Annotated in this window: 24 protein-coding genes and 1 pseudogene; 10 read left to right on the forward strand and 15 right to left on the reverse strand. The window is 73.1% G+C overall.

Translation table 11 applies throughout. The features are described 5' to 3' along the window. Positions 1-17 precede the first annotated feature (17 nt). Positions 18-956 (reverse strand): beta-ketoacyl-ACP synthase III, encoded by a 939-nt coding sequence (locus tag ABZZ38_RS07665; protein ID WP_356736783.1) that lies wholly within the window; start codon positions 954-956, stop codon positions 18-20. A gap of 203 nt (positions 957-1159) precedes the next feature. On the opposite strand from ABZZ38_RS07665, the pseudogene ABZZ38_RS07670 reads away from it, so the two are divergent. Both ABZZ38_RS07670 and fdhD read left to right on the forward strand, forming a co-directional pair. Further along, a pseudogene (locus ABZZ38_RS07670) lies at positions 1160-1299 on the forward strand (Fe-S-binding domain-containing protein); the annotation flags it as partial. Between the two features lie 6 nt (positions 1300-1305). Further along, the gene (gene fdhD / locus ABZZ38_RS07675) at positions 1306-2154 is read left to right on the forward strand and encodes a formate dehydrogenase accessory sulfurtransferase FdhD (protein ID WP_356736785.1); all 849 of its coding nucleotides are present in this window, start codon (positions 1306-1308) and stop codon (positions 2152-2154) included. Between the two features lie 66 nt (positions 2155-2220). Here fdhD and ABZZ38_RS07680 read toward each other — a convergent pair whose 3' ends face one another. Together ABZZ38_RS07680 and ABZZ38_RS07685 are read right to left on the reverse strand one after the other, a co-directional pair. Beyond that, positions 2221-2592, reverse strand: a complete 372-nt coding sequence (locus tag ABZZ38_RS07680; RefSeq protein ID WP_356736938.1) for a (2Fe-2S) ferredoxin domain-containing protein — start codon at positions 2590-2592, stop codon at positions 2221-2223. A gap of 47 nt (positions 2593-2639) precedes the next feature. Continuing rightward, the gene (locus ABZZ38_RS07685; protein ID WP_356736787.1) at positions 2640-3161 is read right to left on the reverse strand and encodes an isochorismatase family protein; all 522 of its coding nucleotides are present in this window, start codon (positions 3159-3161) and stop codon (positions 2640-2642) included. Between the two features lie 372 nt (positions 3162-3533). Here ABZZ38_RS07685 and ABZZ38_RS07690 point away from each other — a divergent pair, with 372 nt between their 5' ends. Beyond that, the gene (locus tag ABZZ38_RS07690; protein ID WP_356736940.1) at positions 3534-5333 is read left to right on the forward strand and encodes a long-chain fatty acid--CoA ligase; all 1800 of its coding nucleotides are present in this window, start codon (positions 3534-3536) and stop codon (positions 5331-5333) included. A 197-nt stretch (positions 5334-5530) separates the two neighbouring features. Continuing rightward, entirely contained in the window at positions 5531-6367 is an 837-nt protein-coding gene (locus tag ABZZ38_RS07695) for an aldo/keto reductase (protein WP_356736788.1), read from the forward strand. A gap of 113 nt (positions 6368-6480) precedes the next feature. Here ABZZ38_RS07695 and ABZZ38_RS07700 read toward each other — a convergent pair whose 3' ends face one another. After that, positions 6481-7083 (reverse strand): hypothetical protein, encoded by a 603-nt coding sequence (locus ABZZ38_RS07700; RefSeq protein WP_356736790.1) that lies wholly within the window; start codon positions 7081-7083, stop codon positions 6481-6483. A gap of 34 nt (positions 7084-7117) precedes the next feature. Then, complete coding sequence (locus tag ABZZ38_RS07705; protein WP_356736792.1) at positions 7118-7675, reverse strand: hypothetical protein; 558 nt, start codon at positions 7673-7675, stop codon at positions 7118-7120. Between the two features lie 206 nt (positions 7676-7881). Between ABZZ38_RS07705 and ABZZ38_RS07710 the strand changes: the two genes are divergently transcribed. Beyond that, complete coding sequence (locus ABZZ38_RS07710) at positions 7882-8358, forward strand: RICIN domain-containing protein (protein ID WP_356736794.1); 477 nt, start codon at positions 7882-7884, stop codon at positions 8356-8358. A gap of 4 nt (positions 8359-8362) precedes the next feature. Here ABZZ38_RS07710 and ABZZ38_RS07715 read toward each other — a convergent pair whose 3' ends face one another. Beyond that, positions 8363-9223, reverse strand: coding sequence for a class I SAM-dependent methyltransferase (locus tag ABZZ38_RS07715; protein ID WP_356736796.1), 861 nt, complete (start codon positions 9221-9223; stop codon positions 8363-8365). A gap of 459 nt (positions 9224-9682) precedes the next feature. Between ABZZ38_RS07715 and ABZZ38_RS07720 the strand changes: the two genes are divergently transcribed. Next, positions 9683-11803: a prolyl oligopeptidase family serine peptidase gene (locus ABZZ38_RS07720; protein WP_356736798.1), complete on the forward strand. Its 2121-nt coding sequence runs from the start codon at positions 9683-9685 to the stop codon at positions 11801-11803. A gap of 27 nt (positions 11804-11830) precedes the next feature. Here the strand turns inward: ABZZ38_RS07720 and ABZZ38_RS07725 are convergent, their stop codons facing one another. Together ABZZ38_RS07725 and ABZZ38_RS07730 are read right to left on the reverse strand one after the other, a co-directional pair. After that, positions 11831-12916, reverse strand: a complete 1086-nt coding sequence (locus tag ABZZ38_RS07725) for a crosslink repair DNA glycosylase YcaQ family protein (protein WP_356736800.1) — start codon at positions 12914-12916, stop codon at positions 11831-11833. Between the two features lie 17 nt (positions 12917-12933). Beyond that, the gene (locus tag ABZZ38_RS07730) at positions 12934-13239 is read right to left on the reverse strand and encodes a 4a-hydroxytetrahydrobiopterin dehydratase (RefSeq protein ID WP_356736802.1); all 306 of its coding nucleotides are present in this window, start codon (positions 13237-13239) and stop codon (positions 12934-12936) included. 107 nt (positions 13240-13346) lie between these two features. Between ABZZ38_RS07730 and ABZZ38_RS07735 the strand changes: the two genes are divergently transcribed. Beyond that, positions 13347-14153 (forward strand): helix-turn-helix transcriptional regulator, encoded by an 807-nt coding sequence (locus ABZZ38_RS07735; protein WP_356736803.1) that lies wholly within the window; start codon positions 13347-13349, stop codon positions 14151-14153. Here the strand turns inward: ABZZ38_RS07735 and ABZZ38_RS07740 are convergent. Both ABZZ38_RS07740 and ABZZ38_RS07745 read right to left on the reverse strand, forming a co-directional pair. Then, positions 14150-14566: a hypothetical protein gene (locus ABZZ38_RS07740; RefSeq protein WP_356736805.1), complete on the reverse strand. Its 417-nt coding sequence runs from the start codon at positions 14564-14566 to the stop codon at positions 14150-14152. The genes ABZZ38_RS07735 and ABZZ38_RS07740 overlap by 4 nt on opposite strands. A 78-nt stretch (positions 14567-14644) precedes the next feature. Continuing rightward, positions 14645-15277, reverse strand: coding sequence for a histone deacetylase (locus tag ABZZ38_RS07745; protein ID WP_356736807.1), 633 nt, complete (start codon positions 15275-15277; stop codon positions 14645-14647). A gap of 140 nt (positions 15278-15417) precedes the next feature. Between ABZZ38_RS07745 and tdh the strand changes: the two genes are divergently transcribed. The 3 genes from tdh to ABZZ38_RS07760 are packed head-to-tail and all read left to right on the forward strand — an operon-like array spanning position 15418 to position 18592. Next, positions 15418-16446, forward strand: a complete 1029-nt coding sequence (gene tdh, locus ABZZ38_RS07750; protein ID WP_356736809.1) for an L-threonine 3-dehydrogenase — start codon at positions 15418-15420, stop codon at positions 16444-16446. A gap of 23 nt (positions 16447-16469) precedes the next feature. Beyond that, the gene (locus ABZZ38_RS07755) at positions 16470-17651 is read left to right on the forward strand and encodes a glycine C-acetyltransferase (protein WP_356736811.1); all 1182 of its coding nucleotides are present in this window, start codon (positions 16470-16472) and stop codon (positions 17649-17651) included. 20 nt (positions 17652-17671) lie between these two features. Continuing rightward, on the forward strand, positions 17672-18592 hold the full coding sequence (locus ABZZ38_RS07760; protein WP_356736813.1) for a LysR substrate-binding domain-containing protein: 921 nt from the start codon (positions 17672-17674) through the stop codon (positions 18590-18592). A 142-nt stretch (positions 18593-18734) separates the two neighbouring features. Here ABZZ38_RS07760 and ABZZ38_RS07765 read toward each other — a convergent pair whose 3' ends face one another. The 5 genes from ABZZ38_RS07765 to ABZZ38_RS07785 form a co-directional block, all read right to left on the reverse strand. Next, a complete protein-coding gene (locus ABZZ38_RS07765; protein WP_356736815.1) occupies positions 18735-19265 on the reverse strand; it encodes a hypothetical protein in 531 nt (176 codons plus the stop codon). 60 nt (positions 19266-19325) lie between these two features. Then, a complete protein-coding gene (locus ABZZ38_RS07770; RefSeq protein WP_356736817.1) occupies positions 19326-21125 on the reverse strand; it encodes a hypothetical protein in 1800 nt (599 codons plus the stop codon). Continuing rightward, positions 21122-22183, reverse strand: a complete 1062-nt coding sequence (locus tag ABZZ38_RS07775) for a MoxR family ATPase (RefSeq protein WP_356736818.1) — start codon at positions 22181-22183, stop codon at positions 21122-21124. The genes ABZZ38_RS07770 and ABZZ38_RS07775 overlap by 4 nt, the downstream gene beginning before the upstream one ends. 110 nt (positions 22184-22293) lie before the next feature. Next, entirely contained in the window at positions 22294-23694 is a 1401-nt protein-coding gene (locus tag ABZZ38_RS07780; RefSeq protein WP_356736820.1) for an amino acid permease, read from the reverse strand. Positions 23695-23761: 67 nt separating this feature from the next. Beyond that, positions 23762-25888, reverse strand: a complete 2127-nt coding sequence (locus tag ABZZ38_RS07785; RefSeq protein WP_356736822.1) for a phage holin family protein — start codon at positions 25886-25888, stop codon at positions 23762-23764. Between the last annotated feature and the right edge of the window lie 20 nt (positions 25889-25908).

Consider the following 25908-nt stretch of genomic DNA (forward strand, 5'->3'; position numbering starts at 1 on the left):
CGAGGTGGTCGCGGACCTCACGGAACGCGGACGACCTGGCCCGCGTACGAGAGGTTCCCGCCGAAGCCGAAGAGCAGCGCGGGCGCGCCCGACTCGACCTCGCCGCGCTCGACCAGCTTGGCGAAGGCCATCGGGATGGAGGCGGCCGAGGTGTTGCCGGAGTCGATCACATCGCGGGCGATCACGGCGTTGACCGCTCCGATCTTCCGCGCGACCGGCTCGATGATGCGCAGGTTGGCCTGGTGCAGCACGACCGCCGCCAGGTCCTCGGGCGCGATGCCGGCCCGCTCGCACACCCGGCGCGCGATCGGCGGGAGCTGGGTGGTGGCCCAGCGGTACACCGTCTGCCCCTCCTGGGCGAAGCGCGGCGGGGTGCCCTCGATCCGGACGGCGTGGCCCATCTCGGGGACGGAACCCCACAGGACCGGGCCGATCCCGGCGGCGGGCGCCGCCTCGACGACCGCCGCGCCCGCGCCGTCGCCGACCAGGACGCAGGTCGTCCGGTCGGTCCAGTCCGTCACCTCGGTCATCTTGTCGGCGCCGATGACGAGCGCCCGGGTCGCGGAACCCGCCCGTACGGCGTGGTCGGCGGTGGCCAGGGCGTGGGTGAAGCCCGCGCACACGACGTTCAGGTCCAGGGTGGCGGGCGACGCCATGCCCAGCCGGGCCGCGACCCGGGCCGCGGTGTTCGGGGAACGGTCGATCGCCGTCGAGGTGGCGACGAGGACCAGGTCGATGTCGGCCGGGGTGAGCCCGGCGGAGGCGAGAGCCTTGGCGCCGGCGTGCGCGGCCATCTCGTCGACCGGCTCGTCGGGGCCGGCGACATGGCGCGTCCTGATGCCGACGCGGCTGGTGATCCACTCGTCGCTGGTGTCGACCAGCGCCGTCAGGTCGTCGTTGGTGAGCACCTTGGCGGGCTGGTAGTGCCCGAGCGCGGCGATACGAGTGCCCGTCATGCCCGGGACCCCCTTGGTGTTCGATTCGTCTGCAGGAGCCCACCAGTCTCCTCAGCGACTGGTGAGTAACCCGTCACGTGAACCGACAGGATTCACGCCCGCCTCTTGGAGACTCCGCAACATCGCCCGTCGCGGCGCGTCGCCTCGTGAAAAGCTGTCCGGCCTTCCCGGTCCGCGAGACGGTGACGGTCGGCGTGTGCCGCGGAGCCGGCCGCGACCTCACCGGGCTCGTGCGGGACAATGGGACCGCGAAGGTCACCTCGCCGCACGACGGCCCGGTGACCCACGGCAACCTCCGCGTCAGGGCCGATTCGGCTGCCACCACGTTCAGAACCGGGACTGATGAGCCATGGGACGGGTCACCGAGCGCCGCCGCGTCATCCGCATCCGGGACGGGGCCGTGTCCGCCCGTCCCGACACGCTCGTGGCCGAGGAGCCGCTCGAAATCCGGCTGAACGGCCGCCCGCTCGCGATCACCATGCGCACCCCGGGCGACGACTTCGCCCTCGCGGCCGGTTTCCTGGTCAGTGAGGGCGTCCTGGCGTCGGCGTCGGACGTACGCAACATCGTGTACTGCGCCGGGGCCAAGGACGACGGCACCAACACGTACAACGTGGTGGACGTGCAGCTCGCCCCGGGCGTACCCGTGCCGGACATCACGCTGGAGCGCAACGTCTACACGACGTCGTCGTGCGGACTGTGCGGCAAGGCGAGCCTGGACGCCGTACGCACCACGGCCCGCTTCCCGATCGCCGACACTCCCCCGCTGCGCATCGAGCCCGGGCTGCTCGCGGACCTGCCCGACCGGCTGCGCGCGGCGCAGCGGGTCTTCGACCGGACGGGCGGCCTGCACGCCGCCGCCCTGTTCTCGGAGGCCGGTGAGCTCCTCGACGTACGGGAGGACGTCGGCCGGCACAACGCGGTGGACAAGCTGGTCGGCCGCGCGCTGCGCGAGGACCTGCTGCCGCTGGACCGGGCGGTCCTGCTGGTGTCGGGCCGGGCGTCGTTCGAGCTGGCGCAGAAGGCGGTCATGGCGGGCATTCCGGTGCTGGCGGCGGTGTCGGCGCCGTCGTCGCTCGCCGTGGACCTGGCCGCCGAGACGGGCCTGACCCTGGTCGGCTTCCTGCGCGGCCGGAACATGAACGTGTACGCGGGTGAGGACCGGATCGCCCTGGAGGCCGTGGTCCCCCGGGGCTGACCGTCGCCGCCCGTTCACGGCGGGCGGGGCCGGGCCGGCGGGTAGGCCGCCGGTGCCGCGCCGCCCCTACCTCTTGGGCGCGTCGATCATCTGGAGCGCGAGCGTGGCCGGTGGTTCGGCGACGCCCGGGCCGCCCGCCTCGACCCAGGCGAGGATGTCGTCGAGGCAGTCGTCGTCGAGGGTCCAGCCGATCCACGCGGCGCGGGCGCCACGGCGCCGGCCTTCGGTGGAGGGCTGGACGACCACGACGTTGGCCTGGCCGCAGGGGCCGAGGCAGTCGCTGGTACGGACGGCCAGCCGGCCGCCGGAGGCCGCGGCGGCCTCGCGCAGCCGCCGCAACTGGCCCGCGTGGTCGGTGCCGGGGTGTTTGCGGGCGTCCCCGCAGCAGCAGCCCCGGCAGACGACGAGGGAGCAGGGGCGGGAGGCGCCCGGGCGTATCCAGGAGCGGTTCGTCGCGCGGTTCGCGGGGCTGTTCGCGGGGCGGTTCACCGGGCGGCGTCCAGGGTGAGCGCGGAGGCGTCGGTGACGGTGCCCAGGCGCGGGAAGTCCAACTCGACCGCGGCACGGTGTTCTTCGGCGGTGAGGGCGGTCAGGGCGTCCTCGACGAAGACGACTTCGTAGCCGAGGTCGCCGGCGGCGCGGGCGGTGGACTCGACGCCGAGGTTGGTGGCGATGCCGCCGAACACGAGCGTGGTGATGGCCCGTTCGCCGAGCAGCTCGTGCAGGGCGGTGCCCTGGAAGGCGCCGATGGTCCGCTTGACGACGACGGTGTCGCCGTCATGGGCCAGGCCGGGGACGAGGTCGCCGCCCGCCGGCTGGGGCTCGGCGCCCGGCCGCTCCACCCGGACGAGGACGACGGGCGCGCCGGCCGAGCGGAAGGCGCGGGCCAGGCGTCCGGAGGTGGCGACGACATCGGCTCCGGACCGGGGCGCGAGCGGCAGCGCGACGATGCGCTCCATCAGGTCCACGAGGACCAGCGCGGTGCGGCGTGCATCGAGTGCGGGCATGGCGTCACGTTATCGGCACCCTTGATCATCCGCGGGGAGCGGGGGTGGCGAAGAAAGGCCGCCGCGCGGGGCCCACGGGCTGATCGGCGCCGTTGCCCTCGCGGCGCTGCCGCCCCCTGCCGCGGGGCCGCCGGTCTCGAACGCCCACAACGTACAGGTTCCGTGAAGATTCGGACACCACCTCCTTACTCCGGAGTCAGCATTCCGTTCCGCCCGTCCCCTCCCCCGTCCACTGCGGGTCTGACCTGGTGCGATGCGCGGCCGTCGGACTTTGCGAAGCCCCTCCCGCCGCGCCTGTCCGTGGGGTACCGTCACCCACCGCTGTGCGGAGCGTCACAAGGAGCACCATTGCGCGAGTTCTCTCTCCCGCCCATGGCGACGGCCCCCCTCGTCGGCGGGCTGGCCGACGCCGTGTTCGACCACGCCCTGGACGCACCGCACCGGGTGGCGCTCGGCCGCAAGGACGCGGGCGGGCGGTGGGAGGACGTCACGTCGCTGGAGTTCCGCGACGAGGTACTGGCGCTGGCCAAGGGGCTGCTCGCGCAGGGCGTACGGTTCGGGGACCGGGTCGCCCTCATGTCCCGTACGCGCTACGAGTGGACGCTCTTCGACTTCGCGCTGTGGACGGTCGGCGCGCAGTCCGTGCCGATCTACCCCACGTCCTCCGCCGACCAGGTCCACTGGATGCTGCACGACGCCGGGGTGACGGCGTGCGTGGTCGAGCACGAGGACCACGCGATGACCATCGGCTCGGTGGTGGACCGGCTGCCGCGCCTGAAGCGGCTCTGGCAGCTGGACGCCGGCGCGGTGGACGAGCTGGTGGCGGCGGGCGCGGGCATCGACGAGGAGGTCGTGCAGCGCCACCGCCGCGCGGTGACGCCCGAGTCCGTCGCCACGGTGATCTACACCTCCGGGACGACGGGCCGCCCCAAGGGATGTGTGCTGACCCACGGCAACTTCATGTTCGAGGCGGACATGCTGGTGGGCCGGTGGGAGACCGTGTTCCGCGCCAAGCCGGGCGACGAGGCGTCCACACTGCTGTTCCTGCCGCTCGCGCATGTCTTCGGCCGGATGGTGGAGGTCGCGGCGGTCCGCAAGCGCGTCAGATTCGGCCATCAGCCGGCGCTGACGGCGAGCGCGCTGCTGCCGGACCTGGCGTCGTTCCGGCCCACCTTCATCCTGGCCGTGCCCTACATCTTCGAGAAGGTCTTCCACGCGGCGCGGCGCCAGGCGGAGGCGGCCGGCAAGGTGTCGGCGTTCGACAAGGCGGTCGAGGTGGCGGTGCGGTACGCGGAGGCGCTGGAACTCAGGGCGTTCGGGCTCGGCCCGGGCCCGTCGGCGGCGCTGCGCGTGCAGCACCAGTTCTTCGAGAAGGTGGTGTACGGGAAGGTGCGCGACGCGCTGGGCGGCCGGGTGCGGCACGCCATGTCGGGCGGCTCGGCCATGTCCCGGCGCCTCGGGCTGTTCTTCGAGGGCGCGGGCGTGACGGTGTACGAGGGGTACGGGCTGACCGAGTCGGCGTCGGCGGCCACCGCCAATCCGCCGGAGCGCACCAAGTACGGCACCGTCGGGCAGCCCATTCCGGGGACGACGGTGCACATGGCGGAGGACGGGGAGGTGTGGCTGCGCGGCGACCACGTCTTCTCCGGCTATCTGAACGACCAGAAGGCGACCGACGCCGTCCTGAGGGACGGCTGGCTGGCCACCGGCGACCTGGGCGCGCTCGACGAGGACGGCTATCTGACCATCACCGGCCGGAAGAAGGAGATCCTGGTGACCTCGGGCGGCAAGAGCGTGGCGCCGGCCGGTCTGGAGGAGCGGGTGCGGTCGCATCCACTGGTGGCGCAGTGCATCGTGGTGGGCAACGACCGCCCGTACATCGCGGCGCTGGTCACCATCGACCAGGAGGCCGTCGGGCACTGGCTGGCGATGCAGAACCGGGCCCCGCTGCCGCCTGCCGAGCTGGTGCGGGACCCCGCCCTGGAGGCGGAGATCCGGCGCGCGGTGGTGGCCGCCAACACGCTGGTGTCGCAGGCCGAGTCGATCCGTACCTTCCGGATACTGGCACATCCGTTCACGGAGGAGCACGGGTTGCTGACGCCGTCGCTGAAGCTGAAGCGCAAGGCGATCGAGACGGCGTACGCGATGGAGGTCGACGCGCTGTACCGGTGACGCGCCGAACCGGTGGAAGGGCCGTACCGGTGACCGGGCCGCGAGAGGCCCCGGCACCCGCTCGCCGGTTCGACACGCGCGACGAACCTCGGCCAAAGAAGGGTGAGGAGGTGAGGAGGAGAGCCGGGAACAGGTTCGGGTATGTGATCGTTGACCATCGGAGTACACAACGAACACGACGTAAGGATCGACCGCTCGTGACCAAGGTCCCCTCCATCACCCTCAGCAACGGCGTCAGCATGCCGCAGCTCGGCTTCGGCGTCTGGCAGGTGCCCGACGACGAGGCGGCGAAGGCGGTGGGCACGGCCCTCGAGGCCGGTTACCGCAGCATCGACACCGCCGCGATCTACGAGAACGAGCAGGGCACCGGCGAGGCCATCCGCAACTCCGGCATCCCCCGCGAAGAGCTCTTCGTCACCACCAAGCTCTGGAACAGCGAGCAGGGTCACGACTCGACGCTGCGCGCCTTCGACGCGTCGCTGGACCGGCTGGGCCTCGACTACGTCGACCTGTACCTGATCCACTGGCCGCTGCCGTCGAAGAACGCGTACGTCGACACCTACAAGGCGTTCGAGAAGATCTACGCGGACGGCCGCGCCAAGGCGATCGGTGTCTCCAACTTCCTGCCGGAGCACCTGGAGCGCCTCCTCGGCGAGACCTCGGTCGTGCCGGTGCTCAACCAGATCGAGCTGCACCCGCAGCTTCAGCAGGCCGAGTCCCGCGCCTACCACGCGAAGCACGGCATCGCGACCGAGGCGTGGTCGCCGCTGGGCCAGGGCAAGGGCCTGCTGGAGGCGCCGACGGTCGTCGCGATCGCCCGCAAGCACGACCGCACGCCGGCCCAGGTGGTGCTGCGCTGGCACCTCCAGATCGGCAACGTGGTGATCCCCAAGTCGGTCACCCCGTCGCGGATCCAGGAGAACATCGACGTCTTCGACTTCGAGCTGGACTCCGACGACCTGGCGGCCTTCGCCGCACTGGACGAGGGCAAGCGCCTGGGCCCGGACCCGGCCACCTTCGACTACGGCGCCTGAGCGACCCAGGGCCACGACGACGGCGCAGCCGCGATGCGCGGCTGCGCCGTCCGCTGGTGGCGAGCGTGGGGGCCTGATGGGCCAGGCGGCCCGGCGATCAGGCGGCCTGGTGGTCAGGCGCTGAGCAGGCGGTTGAAGAACGACCGGTACTTGCGCAGGGCCATGCGCAGGTCTTCGGTGTTCGCCTCCTCACCCCGGTTCCACTGGCCCTCCAGGTCCTGCTTGTGCTCGGCGAAGTTGGAGGCCAGCTGCCGCATCAGGTCCGCGACGAGGGCGTCCGCAGTGTGGACGGCTTCGCGCGGGTCGTCGACGAACTGGTTCTGGATGTCCTGCCAGCGCTCGCGGAAGTGGGCCGCGTCCGCGGAGTTCAGAAGTTGCGGTGCTTCGTCCTCCTGCCGCGCCGAAGCGGACGGCTCGTCGGGCCCGGATTCGGATGGGGATTCCGATGCGGGTTCAGGTTCGGATTCGGGTTCGGTGGGGCCGGGTTCGGTGGGGCCGGGTTCGGCGTCGGCCGGCTCCGCGGCCGGGGGCTCGGTGGTGTCCTCCGTCAGGGAGGTGCCTTCGCCGGGGAAGGCGGGAACGTCGGGGCCGCCTCCGCCGCCGGGCCCTCCCGGCGTTCCGATCCCCTCGCTGCCCCCACCCGGGTCGCGCGGCTGGGCGAGGTCCTCGGTGGACAGGCCGCTCTCGGTGGGTTCTGGTACGTCCTCGCGCTGCATCTCTTCTCCCTCCGCCCGGTCGGGCCGGTCCAGGTCAGGCCGGGGTGCGATGAGCCTGGCCCCCGTCGGACAGCAGCTCGTCGAAGAGCGCGCGATAGTGCACCATGGCTCCCCGGAGCTGCTCGGTCGTCGCCTGGTGTTTCATGCTGAGCTGATTCACCTCGTGCGCGGCTCGGTAGTGCTCGATCGTGCGGCCGTGTTCGACGGAGAGGTCCCTGATCCGCTGGGCGAGGTCGTCGGTCGGGTAACCGCGCTCCCGCATCAGCGAGGTCACCAGGAGGTCCGCGTCCTGGACGGCGTCCTCCGGGCGGTCCACGAACTCTCCCTGCACGTTGTTCCAGTCCCTGGAGTAGCGGTCCCGGACATCGCCGGGCAGGGGCTTGATGTCCAGCGCGTCGTGGTGCTTCTCGCGCTCGCTCAGATCGCGCTCGGCCGCGAGCCGGCTTCCGGTGTCCTCGACCGTCCGTTCGTACTCCGGGCCGAACCGCTCGCGGAGGCGCTTACGGCGCAAGCCCAGGAACGCCGCCGCGGCGATGACGGCGAGCACCACCGCGACCGGGATGATGATGGCCAGGAGGGTCCCCGTTGACATAGGACCGACCCCCTCACTTATGACCGATATGCCCACAATTAGAGTAATCCTCCGGGCGCCCGACCGACAGAGGGTCCCACCTCGCGTCAGCAGGTCACGACCGGACCGCCGATCCGAACCGGAACACAACTGCGCCGCGATCGGCGTTCCTTGCACTCCCTAGGCTGTCTCGCGTCGTGATGTCCACCGAACGAGGAGTACGGAGCGTGAGCAGCGAACGCAGACCCGGGCCGCCGCCGGTCGAGGAGGGTCTCTACCTGGTGCGCAACGCGGCCAGCGGGCTCCTGCTGGAGGTCCACAAGGGCGCCAAGGGCAGCGGTGCCAATGTGCAGCAGGGCAAGGAGAACGGCAGCCCGGGCCAGCAGTGGCACATCGTGCCCGTACAGAACGGTGGCGGCCTCCACCACCTGATCAACGCGGCGAGCGGCAAGCGGCTGGACGTCCAGGGCGCGTCGACCGAGAACGGCGCCAACGTCCAGCAGTGGAAGGCGAACAACTTCGGCGCCCAGGAGTGGACCATCGAGCGGGACCTGGAAGCGCCGGACACCGTCACCCTCGTCAGCTTCATCAGCGGCCTGCTGCTCGAAGTCGCGGACGGGTCGATGGAGGACGGCGCGAACGTACGGCAGTGGGAGGACACCGACTCGCCGTCACAGTGGTGGCACCTGGAGCCGGTGTCTTGATCGATCAGCCGCGGCGCGCGGTGTGCACCGTGTGGGCGGTCAGCAGGAACACGTCCGGCCGCCGGTGCAGGCCCTCGGGGTCGGCCGGGTCCAGCAGCCGGTCGAGGGCCGCGTGGTCGTCCGGAGCGAGGCGTTCGCCAAGGGCGTGGCGCTGCCGGGTGAAGTGGGCGATGACGTGGTCGCGTACGGAGTCGGGGACCGGGGCCGGAACGTCGTGCAGGAACGTGCGCGTGCCGCTCGGCACGAGCCCCGCCCCGGCCAGGAGGCCCCGCCAGTCGTCGCCCTCCTCCTTGGCCGCGGGCAGGGCCGCCCGCATCTCGGCGAACCAGTCGGCCTTCGCCGCGTCCATCCTCGCCTCCAGCCCCGGGCGCCCGATCCCGGTGTGCTGCGGCAGGTGACGGGCGGGCAGGCCGCCCTCGACGAGAGCGAGCACACCGCCGGGTCGCAGCAGGCCCGCCAGTCCCTGGATGGCGGCGCGCTGATCGCCGAGGTGGTGCAGGGAGTTCGCCGCCCAGATGAGGTCGGCCCCGCCGAGCCCGGCCATGTCGTCCGGGAGCTCGGCGTGCCGGGTCGTGACGCGGGTGAGACCGAGCGTCGCGGCGCGTTCCCGGGTGCGCCGAAGGAGCTCGGGCGCGGCGTCCACGGCGACGACCTCGGCGTACGGAAACGCCTCGGCGAGGAGGCAGGACAGCACGCCGGGGCCGCTGCCGATGTCGAGAACACGGCGCACGGCGGTCGCCGACGCGAGCTCACCGAGCCAGGCCGCGGCCTTCCGGTAGAGCGGTGTCTGGAGCTCCGCGCCGTGCTCCAGCAGCGGCAGCATCTCGTTCCAGTCGATGTCTGTGTCGTGGTGGTCATGGCTCATGGGCACAGCGTGCAGGGAAGGCGAGGGGGCGTCGAGCTCCGTTGCCGTTTCGGCAACCCCGCCGACCCGTAGTGGACCGCGCTCACGAACGACCGCCGCCCTCCGGCCCGGGGGCGAGCATCACGACCCCACGCGTGGCGAGTGGTCGCCATCCGCGCTGGGCGCGGCATCCGCGGGGTAGCTCTCTCGGCCAGACGCCGTGAAAGGAGCGCCACAGATGAACGAGCTTCCCCTTCTCCTGGAACCCCTTCTCCCCGCGGACGAGGTGATCGTCCTTCCCGACTGGCAGGCCGCCCTCGGTGAGGGTGACAGCGACTGATCCCTGTCCGTGTGCGGCGGTCCTCGTGGGCCGCCGCTCCTCCTTGGCGGGGCGGTGCCGGGACTTTCGCCGGGTCTGTGTCGGGTCTTCGTCGGGTCGTCGTCGCGTTGTTCGGAGAGGTGTCCATGGGGCCGCATCCCGTGACCAGGCGCATGCCGGTGGTCGAGGACGTACACGGCCGCAGGGTGGAGGACCCCTATCGGTGGCTGGAGGCGGACGACGGTGTCGCGTGCGAGGAGTGGCTGGCCGAGCAGCGGGCGTGGTTCGAGGCGCAGGCGGCCGGGTGGGGGACGAGGCCGGTGTTCCGGCGGTTGCTGGAGGAGTTCACGGAGGCGGGCACCGCCACCGCGCCGGCGGCCTCGCCGCCGGTGTGGCGCGGCCCGTACCGGTTCTCACTGCGCCGCGACGCCGGGCGGGAGCTGCCGGTACTGGTCGTCGACTCGCCCGGTCACCGCCGGCGGGTGCTGGTCGACCCACTGGTGCCGGACCGGTCCGGGCGTACGGTGCTGGACGCGTGGCGCCCGTCCTGGTCGGGGAGGTTTCTGGTGTTCCAGGTCTCCTCCCGGGGCAGCGAGGAACCGGCCCTGCGGGTGATGGACGTGGTGGCCCGGCGCCCGATCGGTCCGGTGCTGCACCCTGGACGGGTCAGCTCGGTGGCCTGGCTGGCCGACGACTCCGGCTTCTACTACGTGGGCACCGGGGACGACGGCGCTCGCCAGGTCCGGCTGCACCCGCTGGACGCCGCCCACGACGGGGGCGCGGACACCGTCGTGTTCGAGACGCGCGCCCTGCAACTGTCGGTGTCCACCAGCGCGGACGGCCGCCGGCTCGCCATCAGCGAGGCTCCCGGCGCCCAGCGCGGCAACCGGGTCCACCTGGCCGACCTGACCACCGCCACCGCCCGGGCGCCGAGGCTCGGTGTCGTGCACGACGGCACGGCCACGGGTGCGCAGGCACTGGTCAGGTTCGGGCCGCGGGCACTGCTGTACGCGATCACCACGGACGGAGCGCCCGGCGGCCGGGTCTGCCGCATCGATCCCGGCGACACCCCCGGCGACGGCCCCGGTGACCTCGCTGCCGCCGCGTGGACGCCTTTGATCACCGCCGGCGAGGGCACGGTCATCTCGGCGTGCGTGGCCCTGACCGAGCCCGGTACGGGGGCGGTGCGGTTCCTGCTCAGTTCCTCACGGGACGGCGCCGCGTGTCTGTCCCTGCACGACGCCGACGGGGGCCTCATCACCGATGTCGAGACCCCCGGGACCGGCCCGGGCACCCTCACCCGTCTCACCGTGCCGCCCGGTGGGACCGACCAGGCGTGGTTCACGTACACCGACTTCCTCACCGCCCCGGCGGTCCACCGTTTCAGCCTGCGTGACCGGCGGTGCCATCCCGACGGCCCGGGCCCGCCCCCGGCCCCCGCCCCCTCCGGTCCCGCGCGACAGGCACCGGCGGAGGTACGGCGGGTCACGTACCCCTCCGAGGACGGCACCGCCGTACCGCTGTTCCTGGTCATGCCCACGGATCGCGGGCCCGGGCCGCGCCCGACCCTGCTGACCGCCTACGGTGGCTTCGGGGCCCGCGCCGCGCCCGCCTACTCCGCGACCATCAGGGCCTGGGTCGCCGCGGGCGGGATCTACGCCATCGCCGGAGTACGCGGCGGCGGGGAGCACGGCACGACCTGGCACAGGGCCGGCAGCGGGGTCAACAAACCCACGGCGCTCGCCGACCACGCCGCCGCCGCCCGCTGGCTCATCGGCAGCGGCCTCACGGACCCGGGCCGGCTGGCGGTCAAAGGTGCCTCGCACAGCGGCCTCATGGTCGCCGCCGCGATCACCCGTGACCCGCACCTGTACGCCGCGGCCGTCTGCTCCGGCTCACTGACCGACCTGGTGCGCTACCCGCGTCTGGGCATGGGCCGGTGGTGGATCGACGAGTTCGGCGACCCGGACGACCCCGCACACCTGGACGTCCTGCTCGGATACTCGCCCTACCACCGCGTCCGGCCCGCCACCCGCTACCCGGCGGTCCTGATGGCGACCGCCCGGACGGATCCACGCGTCGGCGCCGCCCACACCCGTAAGTTCACCGCCGCTCTCCAGCACGCCACGACCGGGGGGAGGCCCGTGGTGCTGCGGTGCGAGGACGGCGTCGGCCATGGGGCGCGCGCCGTTTCCCGCTGGCTGGACATGGAGGCCGACGCGCTGGCGTTCTGCGCCGCCCACACCGGGCTGCGTCTGACGGCCCCTCCAGCCGGCCCCTGAGGGTCCGCGTGTACGCCGGGGCGGCGCTCAGGCGAACCGCAGCCGTGCCTCGCTCGCTCCCCGGGCCGAGGCCACGGTGGCGGCCTCGGCCTCCAGCTTCTCGCGGACGGCGGAGGACAGCGGCCCGAACGGCGCGACGGTCACGACCAGTGCCCGGCCGGCGGCCCGGGCGCGCCAGGTCCCGGCGATGTCGGTGGAGACCAGCAGGGCGCCCGGACTGCCGACCGCCCGCCAGATCTCCTTCCGGCGCTTCCTGTCGGGTACGAGCAGTTCCCGGTCCCGTGCCTGGAGGAACGGATCGCCCGGGGGAAGCAGCCGGACGAGATCACCGCTCTCCGCCGAGAGCAGCGCTGCCAGCTCCGGGGCGGGCAGCCAGGCCCGCTTCCCCTCCACCGATACCTCGGCGAGGCCCTCCGGCCACACCGCCTTGACCACGGTGCGGGTGGTGCCCAGGTGGCTCGCCACCTCGGCGGGCGTCGCCGGGCCGAGGAAGCGCAGATACGCCCGCACCAGCGTGGCGGTCCCCGACGCCTCGACCGGCACGGGGAACCGCCGCCGCAGCGGCGCGAGGACGGTCCTGCCGCCTTCCACCGCCACCCCGACCCCGCCGAAGAGCCCGGCCTGCTGGAAGAGCAGCCCGGAGATGTGCCGCGCGCCGCAGGGCTCGCACCAGTACGTCAGCGACCCGGGCACCGACGCGCTGACCGCCGTGCTGACGTCCCCCTTGGTCATCGGCCCGGTCACCACCTGGCGGAACGCCCGGGCGGTGACGCGGAACGCCTCGACACCGAGCCGCGCTCCTTCCCTGATCACAGCGGTGTTGATCCGTGCCGTCGCGTCGGCGTCGTCGAGCGGCCACAGCGCTCCGGCCAGCGCGGGGAGTTCCGTACGCCGGTGCAGGTGGGGCGCGCCACGGAACGACCACACCAGGTCGAGACCGTCGGCGGACGCCCCCCGGGCGGCGAGTGCCTGCCGGGCCGCGCCGTGCGGGGTGTCCTGCGCCCCCAGGACGAGCACGTCCGGCGCGCGGGAGGAGCGGTCGAACCCATGGACCGCCACCCGGTGGGCGAGTACCCGCTCCCGGCCCACCGCGTTCCCCTGCCCACCGCTCACCACTGCGCTCCGGTTCGTCAGTTCGCGCCGTGGGACGGCGCGATCGCCTCGACGCGGGACGCGAGCTGGAAGTCCTTCTCCGTGATCGCGCCGCCCGCGTCGTGGGTGTTCACGGTGAGGCCGACCGTGTTGTAGCCGAGGGTGAGGTCGGAGTGGTGGTTCAGCTCCTCCTGGATCCGGGCGACGTGGACGACCATCGCGGTCGCCGCGAAGTGGGTGCCGAGGCGGTAGGTGCGGGCGATCCGGTCGCCCTCCTGCGACCAGCCGGGCAGTTCGCGCAGCCGGTCCTCGATCTCCTTCTGCGACAGCGGCTCCGTGGGCATGTGGGGTGCTCCCTCCGGTCGGTACCGGTGAACGACGAGGACGTGCCGGTGACGATACGGTCCGACGGCACCGGCCGGAGGTCAACACGTGGGTTACGGTCTGCGGTATGACAACTGTCGCGTCCGCTACCGGAGTAGGGCCGCTGCTGCGGGGCTGGCGCGAGCGGCGGCGGTTGAGCCAGCTGGAGCTCGCGCTGCGCGCCGACTCGTCCGCCCGCCACGTCTCGTTCATCGAGACGGGCCGGTCCCGCCCGAGCGAGGAGATGATCCTGCGGCTCGCCGAGCACCTGGAGGTGCCGGTACGGGAGCGCAACGCCCTGCTGCTGGCGGCCGGTTACGCACCCCGGTACGCCGAGACGCCGCTCGACGACCCGTCGCTGGGAAGCCTGCGGGAGGGCATCGAGCGCCTGCTCGGCGGGTACGACCCGTATCCGGCGATCGTGGTGGACGGTTCGTACACGGTGGTGGCGGCCAACCGGGGCATCGCGATGCTGCTGGAGGGGGTGGCGGAGCATCTGCTGACGCCGCCGATGAACGCCATGCGGATCACCCTGCACCCGCGGGGCCTGGCGCCGAGGATCCGCAACCTGCGCGAGTGGCGCGGTCACCTGCTGGCCCAGATGGAGCGCCAGATCGCCTTGGTGCGCTCGGAGCCGCTGCGGAGGCTGTACGACGAGGTCGCGGCGTATCCGCTGCCGGAGCGGGCGGGCGGCGCCCCGGAGGACCGGGAGGACCCCGCCTCCCACCCGTACGTGGCGCTGCCGCTGCGCGTCGAGCACGGCGGGCGGGTGCTGTCCTTCGTGTCGTCGATCTCCACCTTCAACACGCCGATGGACGTGACGGTCGCCGAGCTGGCCATCGAGACGTTCCTCCCGGCCGACGCGGCGACGGTCACGTACCTCCGGTCCCTCTAGCGCCCCACCGCCCGCAGGGCGCACCACTGGAGGGCGGCGAAAGCGGCCACGGTCACGGCCTGCGCCGGGATCCACACCGCCCCGGCCGTGCTGGGTGACAGCCAGGCGACGAGCGCGACGACGCTGAGCACCGCCCAGACCGCGTTGGCGTCGATGACCAGCCTGACCGGCGTGGCGGGCGGCTGCGGACGGGAGGCGAGGTAGCCGACGGCCGCCGCGAACCCGGTGAGGAACAGGCCGAGTCCGAGCAGGAGGCTCGCGTCGACGCCGAGGAGCCGCCCGAGGGGTGCGGAGGCGACGGCGTACGCGAGACCGTTCGCCCCGGTGACGACGGCGTCGAGGGCGAGGAAGCGGCGCAGCATGGTCTGCGGCTCGGTCGTGCGGGAGATGCCGGCGAGCAGGGCGTGGGACATGGCGGATCAGCCTCCGTGGAGTGGGTACGGGTGGGTTCCGGTACCGCCACCCTGCCGGGCGGGGCAGGTCCCGGTCGATTACCGCGGAGGTAAGGCGATGAGGTCCCTGATCTGCTGCTCGGTCCAGTGACCGGCCGCGCCGGGGCAGGAGGCCACGTACGCGGCGATGGTGGCCGCGTCCCAGGCGCCGGCGGCCAGGAGCCCCATGGCGAGGTAGCGGACGTAGGCGGCGGAGGGTCTGTTCCGGTCGACGTCCGTCATCCGCCAGGGAGCGGTGAAGGTGAGGAGGGGGTGGCCGTCGAGGGTCCCCGGGCAGACCAGCGTTTCGTAGCGCCCCTCCCCCAGGACCGCCCTGCCGTCGCGGAGGACGTCGGTCAGGTCGAGGTCGGTGTCCGGGCCCGGTTCCCGGTACATCTCCTGGGCGGCGATGTCGGAGAGCTGCTGTGCCGTGATCAGGTGGGCCCGCGCCAGGACGCGACCCTCCGCGTCCGGGTCGTAGAACGCCCTGCCGCCGGTCCACACCGGTGACTCGGTGGCGAAGTACAGGGCTCCTTCCAGCTCGACCGGGACGGACACGGCCGGCAGGCGGCGGTCGCGGCAGCCCGGGTGGGCGCGGGTCGCGCCGGGCGGTGTGCCGCCGCGGATGTAGCAGGCCAGGCGCTCGAGGTGCGTGTTGGAACCGTAGGACGTGTACCAGACGGGCGTCGTCATACGAGGACGGTAGAGGGCGTGGCGCGTGAAGCTCTCCTGTTGACCCGCTTAAGAAAACCTCGATGGACGCGGTGGGTGTGACCTGGGCAGATTGGTGCGCGTTCACGATCTCCACCCGTACCTCCCCGGGGAGCCGCACCATGAAGGCACTTGTCAAGCGGAAGGCCGAGCCCGGCCTCTGGCTCATGGACGTGCCGGAGCCCGAGACCGGGCCCGGCGACGTTCTGATCCGGGTGCTGCGTACCGGTATCTGCGGTACGGATCTGCACATCAGGTCCTGGGACGGCTGGGCGCGGCAGGCGGTCAGCACGCCGCTGGTGCTGGGGCACGAGTTCGTCGGCGAGGTCGCGGCCGTCGGCGCGGACGTGCGGGACGTCGCGGTCGGTGACCTGGTGAGCGGCGAGGGGCACCTGGTGTGCGGGAAGTGCCGCAACTGTCTGGCGGGCCGCCGGCACCTGTGCCGGGCGACGGTCGGTCTGGGGGTCGGGCGGGACGGGGCGTTCGCCGAGTACGTGGCGCTGCCCGCGTCCAACGTGTGGGTGCACCGGGCGAAGGTCGACCTGGATGTGGCCGCGATCTTCGACCCGTTCGGGAACGCGGTGCACACCGCGCTGTCCTTCCCGCTCGTGGGCGAGGACGTCCTGATCACCGGCGCCGGGCCGATCGGGATCATGGCGGCGGCGGTCGCCCGGCACGCCGGGGCGCGCAATGTGGTGATCACCGATGTGAGTGAGTCGCGGCTGGAGCTGGCCCGCAAGGTGGGCGCGACGCTCGCCGTCAATGTCTCCGAGTCGACCATCGGTGAGGCGCAGCGGCAGCTGGGGTTGCGCGAGGGCTTCGACATCGGCCTGGAGATGTCCGGGCGGGCCGAGGCCATGCGGGACATGGTCGCGAACATGACCCATGGCGGCCGGATCGCGATGCTGGGCCTGCCCGCCGAGGAGTTCGCCGTCGACTGGTCGAAGATCGTCACGTCGATGATCACGGTCAAGGGCATCTACGGCCGCGAGATGTTCGAAACGTGGTACGCGATGACCGTGCTGCTCGAAGGCGGCCTCGACCTCAGCCCGGTGATCACCGGCTCCTACGGCTTCCGCGACTTCGACGCGGCCTTCGACGAGGCCGCCACCGCCCGCAGCGGCAAGATCATCCTTGACTGGACCGTCTGACCTTCACTGAGGAGATTCCGTTTATGTTCGCGTCCGTCCGCGACGAGCTGCGCACCACCCTCGACGAGATCCGCGACGCGGGTCTCTTCAAGCCGGAGCGGGTCATCGGCACCCCGCAGAGCGCCACCGTCTCCGTCCCCTCCGGTGACGTGCTGAACTTCTGCGCCAACAACTACCTGGGCCTCGCCGACCACCCCGAGGTCATCGCCGCCGCGAAGGAGGCGCTGGACCGCTGGGGTTACGGCATGGCGTCCGTGCGCTTCATCTGCGGCACGCAGGAGATCCACAAGGAGCTGGAGCAGCGGCTCTCGGCGTTCCTGGGGCAGGAGGACACGATCCTGTACTCCTCCTGCTTCGACGCGAACGGCGGTGTCTTCGAGACGCTCCTCGGCCCCGAGGACGCGGTGATCTCGGACGCCCTCAACCACGCCTCCATCATCGACGGCATCCGGCTGTCCAAGGCGCGCCGCCACCGGTACGCCAACCGGGACATGGCCGACCTGGAGAAGCAGCTGAAGGAGACGCAGGACGCGCGGCGCCGGCTCATCGTCACCGACGGCGTCTTCTCCATGGACGGGTACGTCGCCCCGCTGCCGGAGATCTGCGACCTCGCCGACCGGTACGACGCGATGGTGATGGTCGACGACTCGCACGCGGTCGGGTTCGTGGGGCCGGGTGGGCGCGGCACGCCCGAGCTGCACGGTGTGATGGACCGTGTCGACATCATCACCGGCACGCTCGGCAAGGCCCTGGGCGGCGCGTCCGGCGGGTACGTGGCGGCGCGCGCCGAGATCGTCGCGCTGCTGCGCCAGCGGTCGCGCCCGTACCTCTTCTCCAATTCCCTCGCCCCGGTGATCGCCGCCGCGTCGCTGAAGGTCCTGGACCTGCTGGAGTCGGCGGGTGACCTGCGGGAGAAGCTGGACGCCAACACCAAGCTCTTCCGTACGAGGATGGCGGAGGCCGGTTTCGAGATCCTGCCCGGGGAGCACGCCATCGCCCCGGTGATGATCGGTGACGCGGCGGAGGCCGCCCGCCTGGCCGAACTGCTGCTGGAGCGCGGCGTGTACGTGATCGGCTTCTCGTACCCGGTGGTGCCGATGGGTCAGGCCCGGATCCGGGTGCAGCTGTCGGCGGCGCACTCGACGCGCGACGTGGAGCGGGCGGTGGCCGCGTTCGTCGACGCGCGGGCGGCGATGGCCGGCTGAGGCTGGGGGACAATGGCGGGGTGATCGACCCCCGGCGTCTGCGGATCCTGCGGGCCGCGGCGGACCACCGTACGGTGACCGCCGCGGCCGCGGCGCTGTATCTGACCCCGTCCGCCGTCTCGCAGCAGCTCGCCGCGCTGGAGCAGGAGACCGGGCACACCCTGCTCACCCGAAGCGGCAAGGGCGTACGGCTCACCGCCGCCGGCGAGATCCTGCTGGAGCACGCGAACGAGGTGCTGGCGCAGCTGGAGCGGGCGGAGGCCGAGCTCGCGGCGTACGCGGGCGGCACGGCCGGTGAGGTGACGGTCGCCGCGTTCGCCACGGGCATCGCCGAGGTGCTGGCGCCCGCGATCGGGCGGCTGGCCGACGCGCACCCCGGCATCCGGGTGCGGGTGCGGGACGCGGAGGGCGACGAGTCGCTGCCGCTCGTCCTGGACGGTGAGGCGGATGTGGCGCTGGCCGTGGAGTACCGGGGCGCGCCGCGCGAGGGTGACCGGCGGCTGGCCCGCGTGCCGCTGTACGCGGAGCCGTTCGACGCGGTGCTGCACGCCGGGCATCCGCTGGGGCAGGGGCCGGAGGTCGCGCTGGCCTCGCTCGCGGACGCCGACTGGATCGCGCCGTACCCCGGCAACCCCTGCCACGACATGGTGCTCCTCGCCTGCGAACTGGCGGGTTTCGACCCGCGCCTGGTGCACTCCTCGGACGACTTCCGCGCGGTCGTCGCGCTGGCGGGCGCGGGGGCGGGCGTGGCCCTGGTGCCGCGCTCGGCGCTGCGCGGCATGGAACTCAAGGACGTGGTGGTGCGGCCGGTGGCGGGGCCTGCGGCGTTCCGGCGCGTGTTCGCGGCGGTGCGGCGGGGAGCGGAGGAGCATCCGCTCATCCGGCCGGTGCTGGACGCGTTGGCGGGGGCGGCGCGGGGGTTGTCCACGCCGGGTGGGTGACGGGGGTTCTCCCTTGTCCCGCCTTTCCCGGAACCGGGGCTTCGCCGCACCCCGGGGGCTGACGCCCGCGGGCGCCCGGTGCGAGGGGCTCGTACCGGGCGCACCCTGCGGTGGCGGGCGCCTCGTCCACTTCTCCTCGTCCTCAGGGGCTTGCGGCAGCGGCGCACCGTCCGCGTGGTGTGGGGGCTCGGCGGGGAGCGTTCGGGTCGGCGGAGCGGGCGGCTTCGGCGCGGATCATGGCGGTCAGTGCCGCGAAGGGGTCGGCGGGCATGGCGGGGCCTCCTGTTCGGTGACGTGGCTGGGCTGCGGCGAGCGGGGGCGTACCGCTCAGCAGCGCAGGACCACGCACCGGACGGCGCGTACCGCCGGATGGCCGGCGAGGAGCGGAGCCGTGGGCGGGGCCGCGGCGAGGGACCGGTAGGGGCGCGGGGCCGGTAGGGGCGCGGGGCCGGGGGCGGACGGTGCGCCGGTGGCGGCGGTCCGCGCGGTGCGGGGCCGCCGCCTCCGCCTCCGTCAGGTCCGGTTCCGGTGCGGCGGGGGCGGCGGCCGGGCCGGGCTCGGCGCCCGGGGCCGGTCCGGCTCCGGCCGTGACGCCCAGCAGGGCGGCCAGCTCCAGGACGGTGACCAGCACGGCCCGGCGTGCGGCGACGGCGAGCCCGGTCATGCCGGTCATGGGCGTTCCCTTGCCCGCGTCGGGGCGGGTGGTGACCCGATCGGGCCGGGAACCGCTCGTTCAGCGGAGCCGGAACACCGGGCCCCGCGCCGTGAACGGCAGGGACGCGCCGTCCGGGATGAGATAGGCGTGCTCCCGCCGCACCCGCAGCACGTCGCAGAAGCCGTCCGTGATGATCAGGAGGGGAGCTGTGGGCGGGAAGTCGTCCGCGCGCTGGAGCAGATCGACGCCCGGTTGGAGGACGGTTCCGCCGCGACCCCGGACCCGGACCCGGCCGGCGATCTCCGTCGGGGGCAGGTAGCCGGCGTCGTACGGCGCCGCGTCACAGAACACCACGCGCGCCGCCGGCACGTCGCGGGCTTCGGCGTACGAGGCGATGGCGCCGAGCGCCTTGCCGAGCAGCCGCGCGTTCATGGAGCCCGAGGTGTCGAGGACGACGCCGAAGGTGCAGCGGGCGACCTCCTCGGGCGGGAAGTACCGCCCGGCGCGCGGGATGTCGGGCGTGGACGCCTGGCGGCGGGCGGGCCGGGCGTAGCCGCGTACCGGCTCCGGGCGGGGCACGAACTCGTCGAACCAGCGCGCCAGCCGGGCGTCCCAGGGCACGGGCGGATGGGCCAGGGCCCGGATCGCCTGGACGAGCCCGGCGGGCAGCAGCCCCCGCTCACCGCTGACGTGCAGGTCGAAGCCCTGGACGAGGCCGCGCCGGTAGAACTCGTCGAGGTCGACGTAGTCGCCGGGACGGCCGCCGAGCGGCTCGCCGAGGATGTCGCCGGTGCCCTTGCCGCGCAGAGTGGCCAGGCGTCGCATCCGGCGGGCGTCGGTGGCGATCCGGTCGTACACCTCCTCCGCCGACGCGCCCTTGAGCCGCGGGTCGTGCAGCAGCCCCTCGGGCATGGTGCCGACGCGCATCTCGACGAGCCAGCCGTTGATGACGTAGTCGGCGGCGACGTTGAAGAGGTACGGGTCGCGCCCGCCGCGCCGGTCGCCGTGGCGCAGGGCGGCGTGCAGCATCTCGTGGGCGAGGATGAAGCGCCACTCCTCGTCGTCGTACCGGCGCAGCGGGTTGAGGTAGATCTCGCCGAGGGCGGCGTCGACGGCGGCGACGGAGATGCCGTGCGCGCGGGCCAGTTCGGCGTCGGCGACGATCTTCATGCCGGCGGCGATGCCACCGAGCAGCGGGTAGGAGGACAGGAACCAACTGAGCGCCCGGTCCCAGGGCTGCAGCGCGCGCCGCTCACCGGTGAGCGCGTCGCGCCGCCCGCCCGCGACGTCCATCGCGGCGGACATCGTGCGGGTCAGGGCGTGCGCGAAGGCGAGCTGCCAGTCGGGCGGGGTGCGCCAGGAGGGCCAGGCCACGAGGATCTGGTCGGGGGCGTCTCCCGCCGTACCGCAGTGCGCGTACGGGGCGGGGACGCCGCCTCGGCGCCAGCGCGCGGCGAGCTGTTCCTCGTCGCCGTCGGGGTACGTCTCCGGCAGGTCCGCGGGGGCGCGGCCGACGTGCAGGGTGAGCATGAAGCGGTTGACGACGGCGCAGCGGGCGGCGAGGTCGAAGCGGTCGGGCCGCGGGCGTTCGTCGTGGTGGGCGGGGACGTGGCCGAAGCCGAGGTGGATGAGGCAGTGGGCGAGGGCCCAGGCCCAGTCGGCGGGGTCGGCGCGGCGCTCGGGGTGGACGTGGATCCGGCCGTTGGAGTCGACGGCGGCGAGGCCGTGGCGCGGGGACCGCTCGCAGTCGCGGCTGCGGCAGATGTCGGCCTCCAGCGCGGCGAGCGCCGGGTTGCGCTTGACGAGGGCGAGCCCGGCGAGGAACGCCTGGGTGGCCGGGTCGTCGCGCGCGGCCTTGGCTCGTGACGTACGGCTCACCGGCGGGCCTCGACCAGCCGGGGCATGTCGCGCGCGGCTTCGACGAGGAACCAGGCGGGCAGGACGGGCCGGCCGTCGGAGTCGTCGGCGATGACGGTCTGGGCTACCTCGACGGAGATCTCGGCGAGCTGCACGAGCAGCGACTTGGCGCGGTGGGCGGCCTGCCGCAGGGCCGGCGGGATCTGGTCCTTGGTGGCGGGCAGTTCCTTGATGAGCCGGCCGCGGAAGGCGTCGGCGAGGTAGTAGAGCAGGTCGCGGTCCTCGACGCGGTGCGGCCAGGACGCGTCGCCCTTGATGATGGCGTCGATGCCGTACGCGTGCCGCACGATCTTGGCGTATCCGCAGAAGGAGACGGCGTGCGCCGGGGTGAGGGTGCCGTGCGCGACGATCTTGAGGGTGTCCTCGTCGAGCGTCGGGCCGAAGGAGTGCAGCGCGTCGGAGAGCATGTGCCAGGAGCGGGGGGTGGAGAACGGCTCCTCGGTCTTGGGCGGCTGGGACCAGAGGTGGTCGGGCCGGTCGGTGAGGTAGTCGACGACCCAGGGGTGGATGCCGTTCTCCCCGGCCCACACCAGCCAGTCGGTGGTGGAGGCGCGCAGGTGGACGTGGGTGAGACGGTTGATCAGCGCGGAGGCGACCGGGCGGGCCAGCGCGTTGTCGGTGGCGCGGTTGCCGGCGCCGATGACGATGGACCCGGCGGGCAGCTCGTAGGTGCCGATGCGCCGGTCGAGGATGAGGGAGTAGAACGCCTTCTGGACGTCGGGGGTGGCGGCGTTCAGCTCGTCGAGGAAGAGGCAGTAGGGCTCGTCACGGGCGATGGCCTCGGGCGGGCAGAAGACCGACTTCCCGTCGCGGATCTGCGGTACGCCGATGAGGTCCTCGGGCGCGAGCTGGGTGCCCAGCAGGCTGACGCACTCCAGGCCGAGGGACTCGGCGAAGTTCCGTACGAGGGAGGACTTCCCGATGCCGGGCGCGCCCCAGAGGAAGACGGGGCGTACGGTCGCGAGGCCGAGCAGCAGCTCGGGGATCCGGGCCGGCGTGACGGTGACGGCTGCCTGCAAGCGGGGGCTCCTGGGAAGGCGTGAGGTCCGGTGCGCCCGGACTGGTCGAACGCCCGAACGGGTGCGGGCTCGAACAGTGTGGACGCACCGGACCTCACGGCGCAGCCGAATTACCGGCGGCCCGCTCCCTCCGCGCGCTGCTTGCGGGCCGACATCCAGGCGTACACGAGCACGCCCGCGAAGAGGAACAGCACACCCTGGTAGACCGCCGCGTAGCCGGAGCCGGCGACCAGCCACATGGAGAAGCCGAAGGCCAGTGCGGCGAGCACCGCGTCGCGGACGAGACGGCCGCGGTGGACCCGGTCGGTCTGCCCGGAGGCGAGGAAGTGGATCTGCGCGGCGGTGGACAGGAGATAGGGGACGGTGGCGGTGAAGGTGGTGACGAGCACGAGGATCTCGAAGACGCCGTCGGAGCCCGCCGTGTAGTTGTAGACGGTCAGCAGCGATGCCAGGACGACGGTGACCAGGACGCCGACGGTCGGCACTCCGCGCTTCTTGCGGGCGAACGCCTTCGGGAACAGGCCGTCCCGGGCGGCGGCGTAGGGGGTCTGGGCGCTGAGGAGCGTCCAGCCGTTGAGGGCGCCGACCATGGAGACGAGGGCCATGCAGGCCACGGCGGTGCCGCCCCAGGAGCCACCGAACATGGTGTTGACGGCGTCGGAGAAGGGGGCGGTGGAGGTGACCAGCTTGTCGTGGGCGACGGTGCCGAAGACGGCGAGCGTGCCGAGCAGGTAGATCGTGGCGGCGCCGAGCGTGCCGAGGATGGTGGCGCGGCCGACGTTGCGTGCGGGGTCGCGGACCTCGCCGGCGCTGACCGCCGCCGACTCGACGCCGAGGTAGCTGAAGAGCAGGATCGCGGCGGAGGCGGAGACGGCGCCGAGGGCGCCGGAGTCCCCGGCCCGGAAGGGCCCGAGGTTGGCGGAGTCGAAGAAGAACAGTCCGCCGACGGCGACGAGCAGCAGCGGCACGAACTTCAGGACCGTGGCGATGAGCTGGACGGCGCCGACGTAGCGCGTGCCGGCCAGGTTGGCGAGGGCGGGCAGCCACTGGAGGATCAGCGCCGCCGCGATGGTCGCGGCCGTGGAGCCGTGGACGGGGACGAGGACGTCGAGGTACCCGACGGCGGCGACGGCGAGCGCCGCGTTGGAGACCCAGGTGGTGATCCAGTACGACCAGGCGGCGAGGAAGCCGGCGAAGTCGCCGAACGCCTCGCGGGCGTACACGTACGGGCCGCCGGTGCGGGGGTGCTTCTCGGCGAGCCGGCCGAAGACGAGGGCGAGCGCGATGGCCCCGGCGGTGAGGACGGCGAAGGCGACCAGGCTGATGGTGCCGTAGGGGGCGACGGAGGCGGGGAGGAGGAAGATCCCGCCGCCGATGATGTTGCCCATGACCAGTGCGGTGGCGATCGGGAGTCCGAACCGCCGCGCGTGCGTGTCCTGCGGCGACTGCGGCTGGTGCGGGTCCTGCCCGCTCCGCTGCTCTTGGGGTGGGGTGGTGACGACCGTGGTCATGGGGGGTGGTGCGCCTTTCTCCGTACAAACCTGAAATATGGTCGGGGACGGAGAGCGGCGTACCAAATCACCCGCGTTTGTCCGGTGCGAGGCTGTCCGGAACCGGAAATGCTTCTTCCGGTTGGTGGTGTGGCGGTGATTCCTGCAGGCCATCGGCCCGCGGTCCGACCGGCACCTGCGGCCCGTGGCACTCGCGCAGCCAGCGCCTGAACACCCGGTGCACCTCCTCCGCGCCCTGGAGCCGGCCGCCGTCCGCGACCGGCGGGGACAGGGTCAGCGGGGACACCAGGAAGGCGCGCGACTGTTCGCCGCCCAGACCGCCGTGGGAGCCGATCTGCTCCTCGAAGGCGTGCACGCGGCCCGTCGCCGGGTCGTACATGGAGTTCACCATGATGTCGGCCACGTGCGGGAAGGAGTCGGCGCGCCGGATGGCGTCGGCCGCGCCCGGGCCGTGGACGGCGAGCGGGCCCCCGCCGTCGGTGAGTTCGTCGACCGGGACCTCCAGCCCGGCGGGGCCCAGCACCACCGAGCCGTGCTCCTCGCTGCGGACGAGCAGGAACCCGATGCCCGGATGGTTGGCGAGGGTCCGCAGCAGGGCGGGATGGCGGCGCTCGATCTCCTCCCGGGACATCCGGTACGGCACGTCCGGGAAGGAGATCAGCCCCAGGTTGCCGGAGGCCAGCACCATCGGGCCCGAACCGCGCGACGGGCGCTCCTCGCGGCCCTGCTCCAGGGGCAGGTGCACGGCGCTGCGCAGCGCGTCGCGCGCCTCGGCGCCGCTCGGGCTGTGGCGGACGCGGCGCGGCACGGGCAGCCCGCAGCCCGCCCGCACCAGATCCTTGAGCGTCAGCCCGTACGCGGACTCGAACGTCTCGCCGGGGCTCTGGCCGTGGTCGGAGAGCAGCACGATCCGGTACGGGCGGGGCGTGTGCTCGGCGACCTTCGCGATCAGGGCGATCGACCGGTCGAGCCGCTCCAGCACCTTGGCCGCGTCCCGGCTGTGCGGCCCGGAGTGGTGGGCCACCTCGTCGTACGCGACGAGGTCGGCGTACACGGCGGCGCGTCCCGCGAGCATGTCGCCGATCACCGCCGCGACCACCACGTCGCGCTCGACGACCGTCGCGAAGGCGCGGATGAACGGGTACAGCCCGCCGCGGCCCACGCGCGGGCTGTCGCCCCGCAGCCGGGACCGCGTCGACTGGCCGACCTCCCGGCACACCTCGGCGGCGTACGAGACGGCGGTGCGGACGGCGTTGGCGGGGTCGCGGAAGTACGCGACGTAGCCCGCGCGGGAGCGGGTGCGGGGGCCCCGGCGCGCCGAGACCGACAGCACGAGGGCGAGCTGGTCCGCACCGCCGCTGAACAGGTTGCCGCGGCTCGCGCCGTCCAGGGTGAGCAGCCCGCCGTCACCGGTGCGCTCGACGGCGCGGCGCTGCAGCTCGACGGCGCTCGCGGGCCGGTTGCACACCATCAGCCGGCCACTGTCCTTCTCGTACCAGCGGAAGGCGGGGACATCGTGGCTGGTGCCGTGCAGGATGCCGAGCTGACTCGCGCCGGTCTGGCTGGACCAGTCGGTGTACCAGGGGGTGAGGCGGTGGGTGGAGCCGAGCCAGCGGGCCACGGTGGGCATGAGTCCCTCGGCCACGGCGTCCCGCAGCACGTGGTGGCCCACGCCGTCGAGCTGGAGGAACACCGTGCCGGGCGGGCCGCCGGGGCCGGGGCCGGCGGTCGCGGGGCGGCGCCGCCCGGCGAGCCGGTGGAGCCGGCGCCGGTAGGCGTTGTCGTCGCCCACGGCCAGGGCGGTGGAGGTCGCGGAGGCGACGGCGGACATGACGGCGGCCACCACGACGGCGTTCTCCGGGTCGGCCTCGCCGCGGCCGTCGGGGATCAGCCAGAGCGCGACGAGCAGCAGCGAGCCGTTGAGGAAGAAGGCGAGCAGGCCGAGGACCAGGGCCGGGACGAGGAGCAACGCCCGCACGACCAGCGGCCACACGAGCGCGCTCAGCAGACCGAACGCCCCGGCCCCCCACGCGGCGGTGACGGCGGTCCTGGTGACGCTGTCACCGTCGTCCGACTGCAGCTGGAAGTCCGGCAGCAGGCCCGCGAGCGCCAGCATCGTGAGGGTGGACACCGCCCACACCACGATGACCCGCAGCACGGTGCTGCCGGCCGTCCGCCATCGCCCTTCGACCACGCCGTCAGCCTTTCGTCGAG

The sequence above is a fragment of the Streptomyces sp. NPDC006368 genome (genome assembly GCF_040612535.1).
GTDB lineage: Bacteria > Actinomycetota > Actinomycetes > Streptomycetales > Streptomycetaceae > Streptomyces.

What these genes read in the sequence shown, in the direction of transcription:
- ABZZ38_RS07765 (WP_356736815.1), bottom strand. Translation starts at nt 19,265, where the DNA reads ATGACCGGCATGACCGGGCTCGCCGTCGCCGCACGCCGGGCCGTGCTG.
- ABZZ38_RS07730 (WP_356736802.1), bottom strand. Translation starts at nt 13,239, where the DNA reads ATGCCCACGGAGCCGCTGTCGCAGAAGGAGATCGAGGACCGGCTGCGC.
- ABZZ38_RS07780 (WP_356736820.1), bottom strand. Translation starts at nt 23,694, where the DNA reads ATGACCACGGTCGTCACCACCCCACCCCAAGAGCAGCGGAGCGGGCAG.
- ABZZ38_RS07715 (WP_356736796.1), bottom strand. Translation starts at nt 9,223, where the DNA reads ATGAGCCATGACCACCACGACACAGACATCGACTGGAACGAGATGCTG.
- ABZZ38_RS07690 (WP_356736940.1), top strand. Translation starts at nt 3,534, where the DNA reads ATGGCGACGGCCCCCCTCGTCGGCGGGCTGGCCGACGCCGTGTTCGAC.
- ABZZ38_RS07755 (WP_356736811.1), top strand. Translation starts at nt 16,470, where the DNA reads ATGTTCGCGTCCGTCCGCGACGAGCTGCGCACCACCCTCGACGAGATC.
- ABZZ38_RS07705 (WP_356736792.1), bottom strand. Translation starts at nt 7,675, where the DNA reads ATGTCAACGGGGACCCTCCTGGCCATCATCATCCCGGTCGCGGTGGTG.
- tdh (WP_356736809.1), top strand. Translation starts at nt 15,418, where the DNA reads ATGAAGGCACTTGTCAAGCGGAAGGCCGAGCCCGGCCTCTGGCTCATG.
- ABZZ38_RS07700 (WP_356736790.1), bottom strand. Translation starts at nt 7,083, where the DNA reads ATGCAGCGCGAGGACGTACCAGAACCCACCGAGAGCGGCCTGTCCACC.
- ABZZ38_RS07685 (WP_356736787.1), bottom strand. Translation starts at nt 3,161, where the DNA reads ATGCCCGCACTCGATGCACGCCGCACCGCGCTGGTCCTCGTGGACCTG.
- ABZZ38_RS07745 (WP_356736807.1), bottom strand. Translation starts at nt 15,277, where the DNA reads ATGACGACGCCCGTCTGGTACACGTCCTACGGTTCCAACACGCACCTC.
- ABZZ38_RS07735 (WP_356736803.1), top strand. Translation starts at nt 13,347, where the DNA reads ATGACAACTGTCGCGTCCGCTACCGGAGTAGGGCCGCTGCTGCGGGGC.
- ABZZ38_RS07740 (WP_356736805.1), bottom strand. Translation starts at nt 14,566, where the DNA reads ATGTCCCACGCCCTGCTCGCCGGCATCTCCCGCACGACCGAGCCGCAG.
- ABZZ38_RS07665 (WP_356736783.1), bottom strand. Translation starts at nt 956, where the DNA reads ATGACGGGCACTCGTATCGCCGCGCTCGGGCACTACCAGCCCGCCAAG.
- fdhD (WP_356736785.1), top strand. Translation starts at nt 1,306, where the DNA reads ATGGGACGGGTCACCGAGCGCCGCCGCGTCATCCGCATCCGGGACGGG.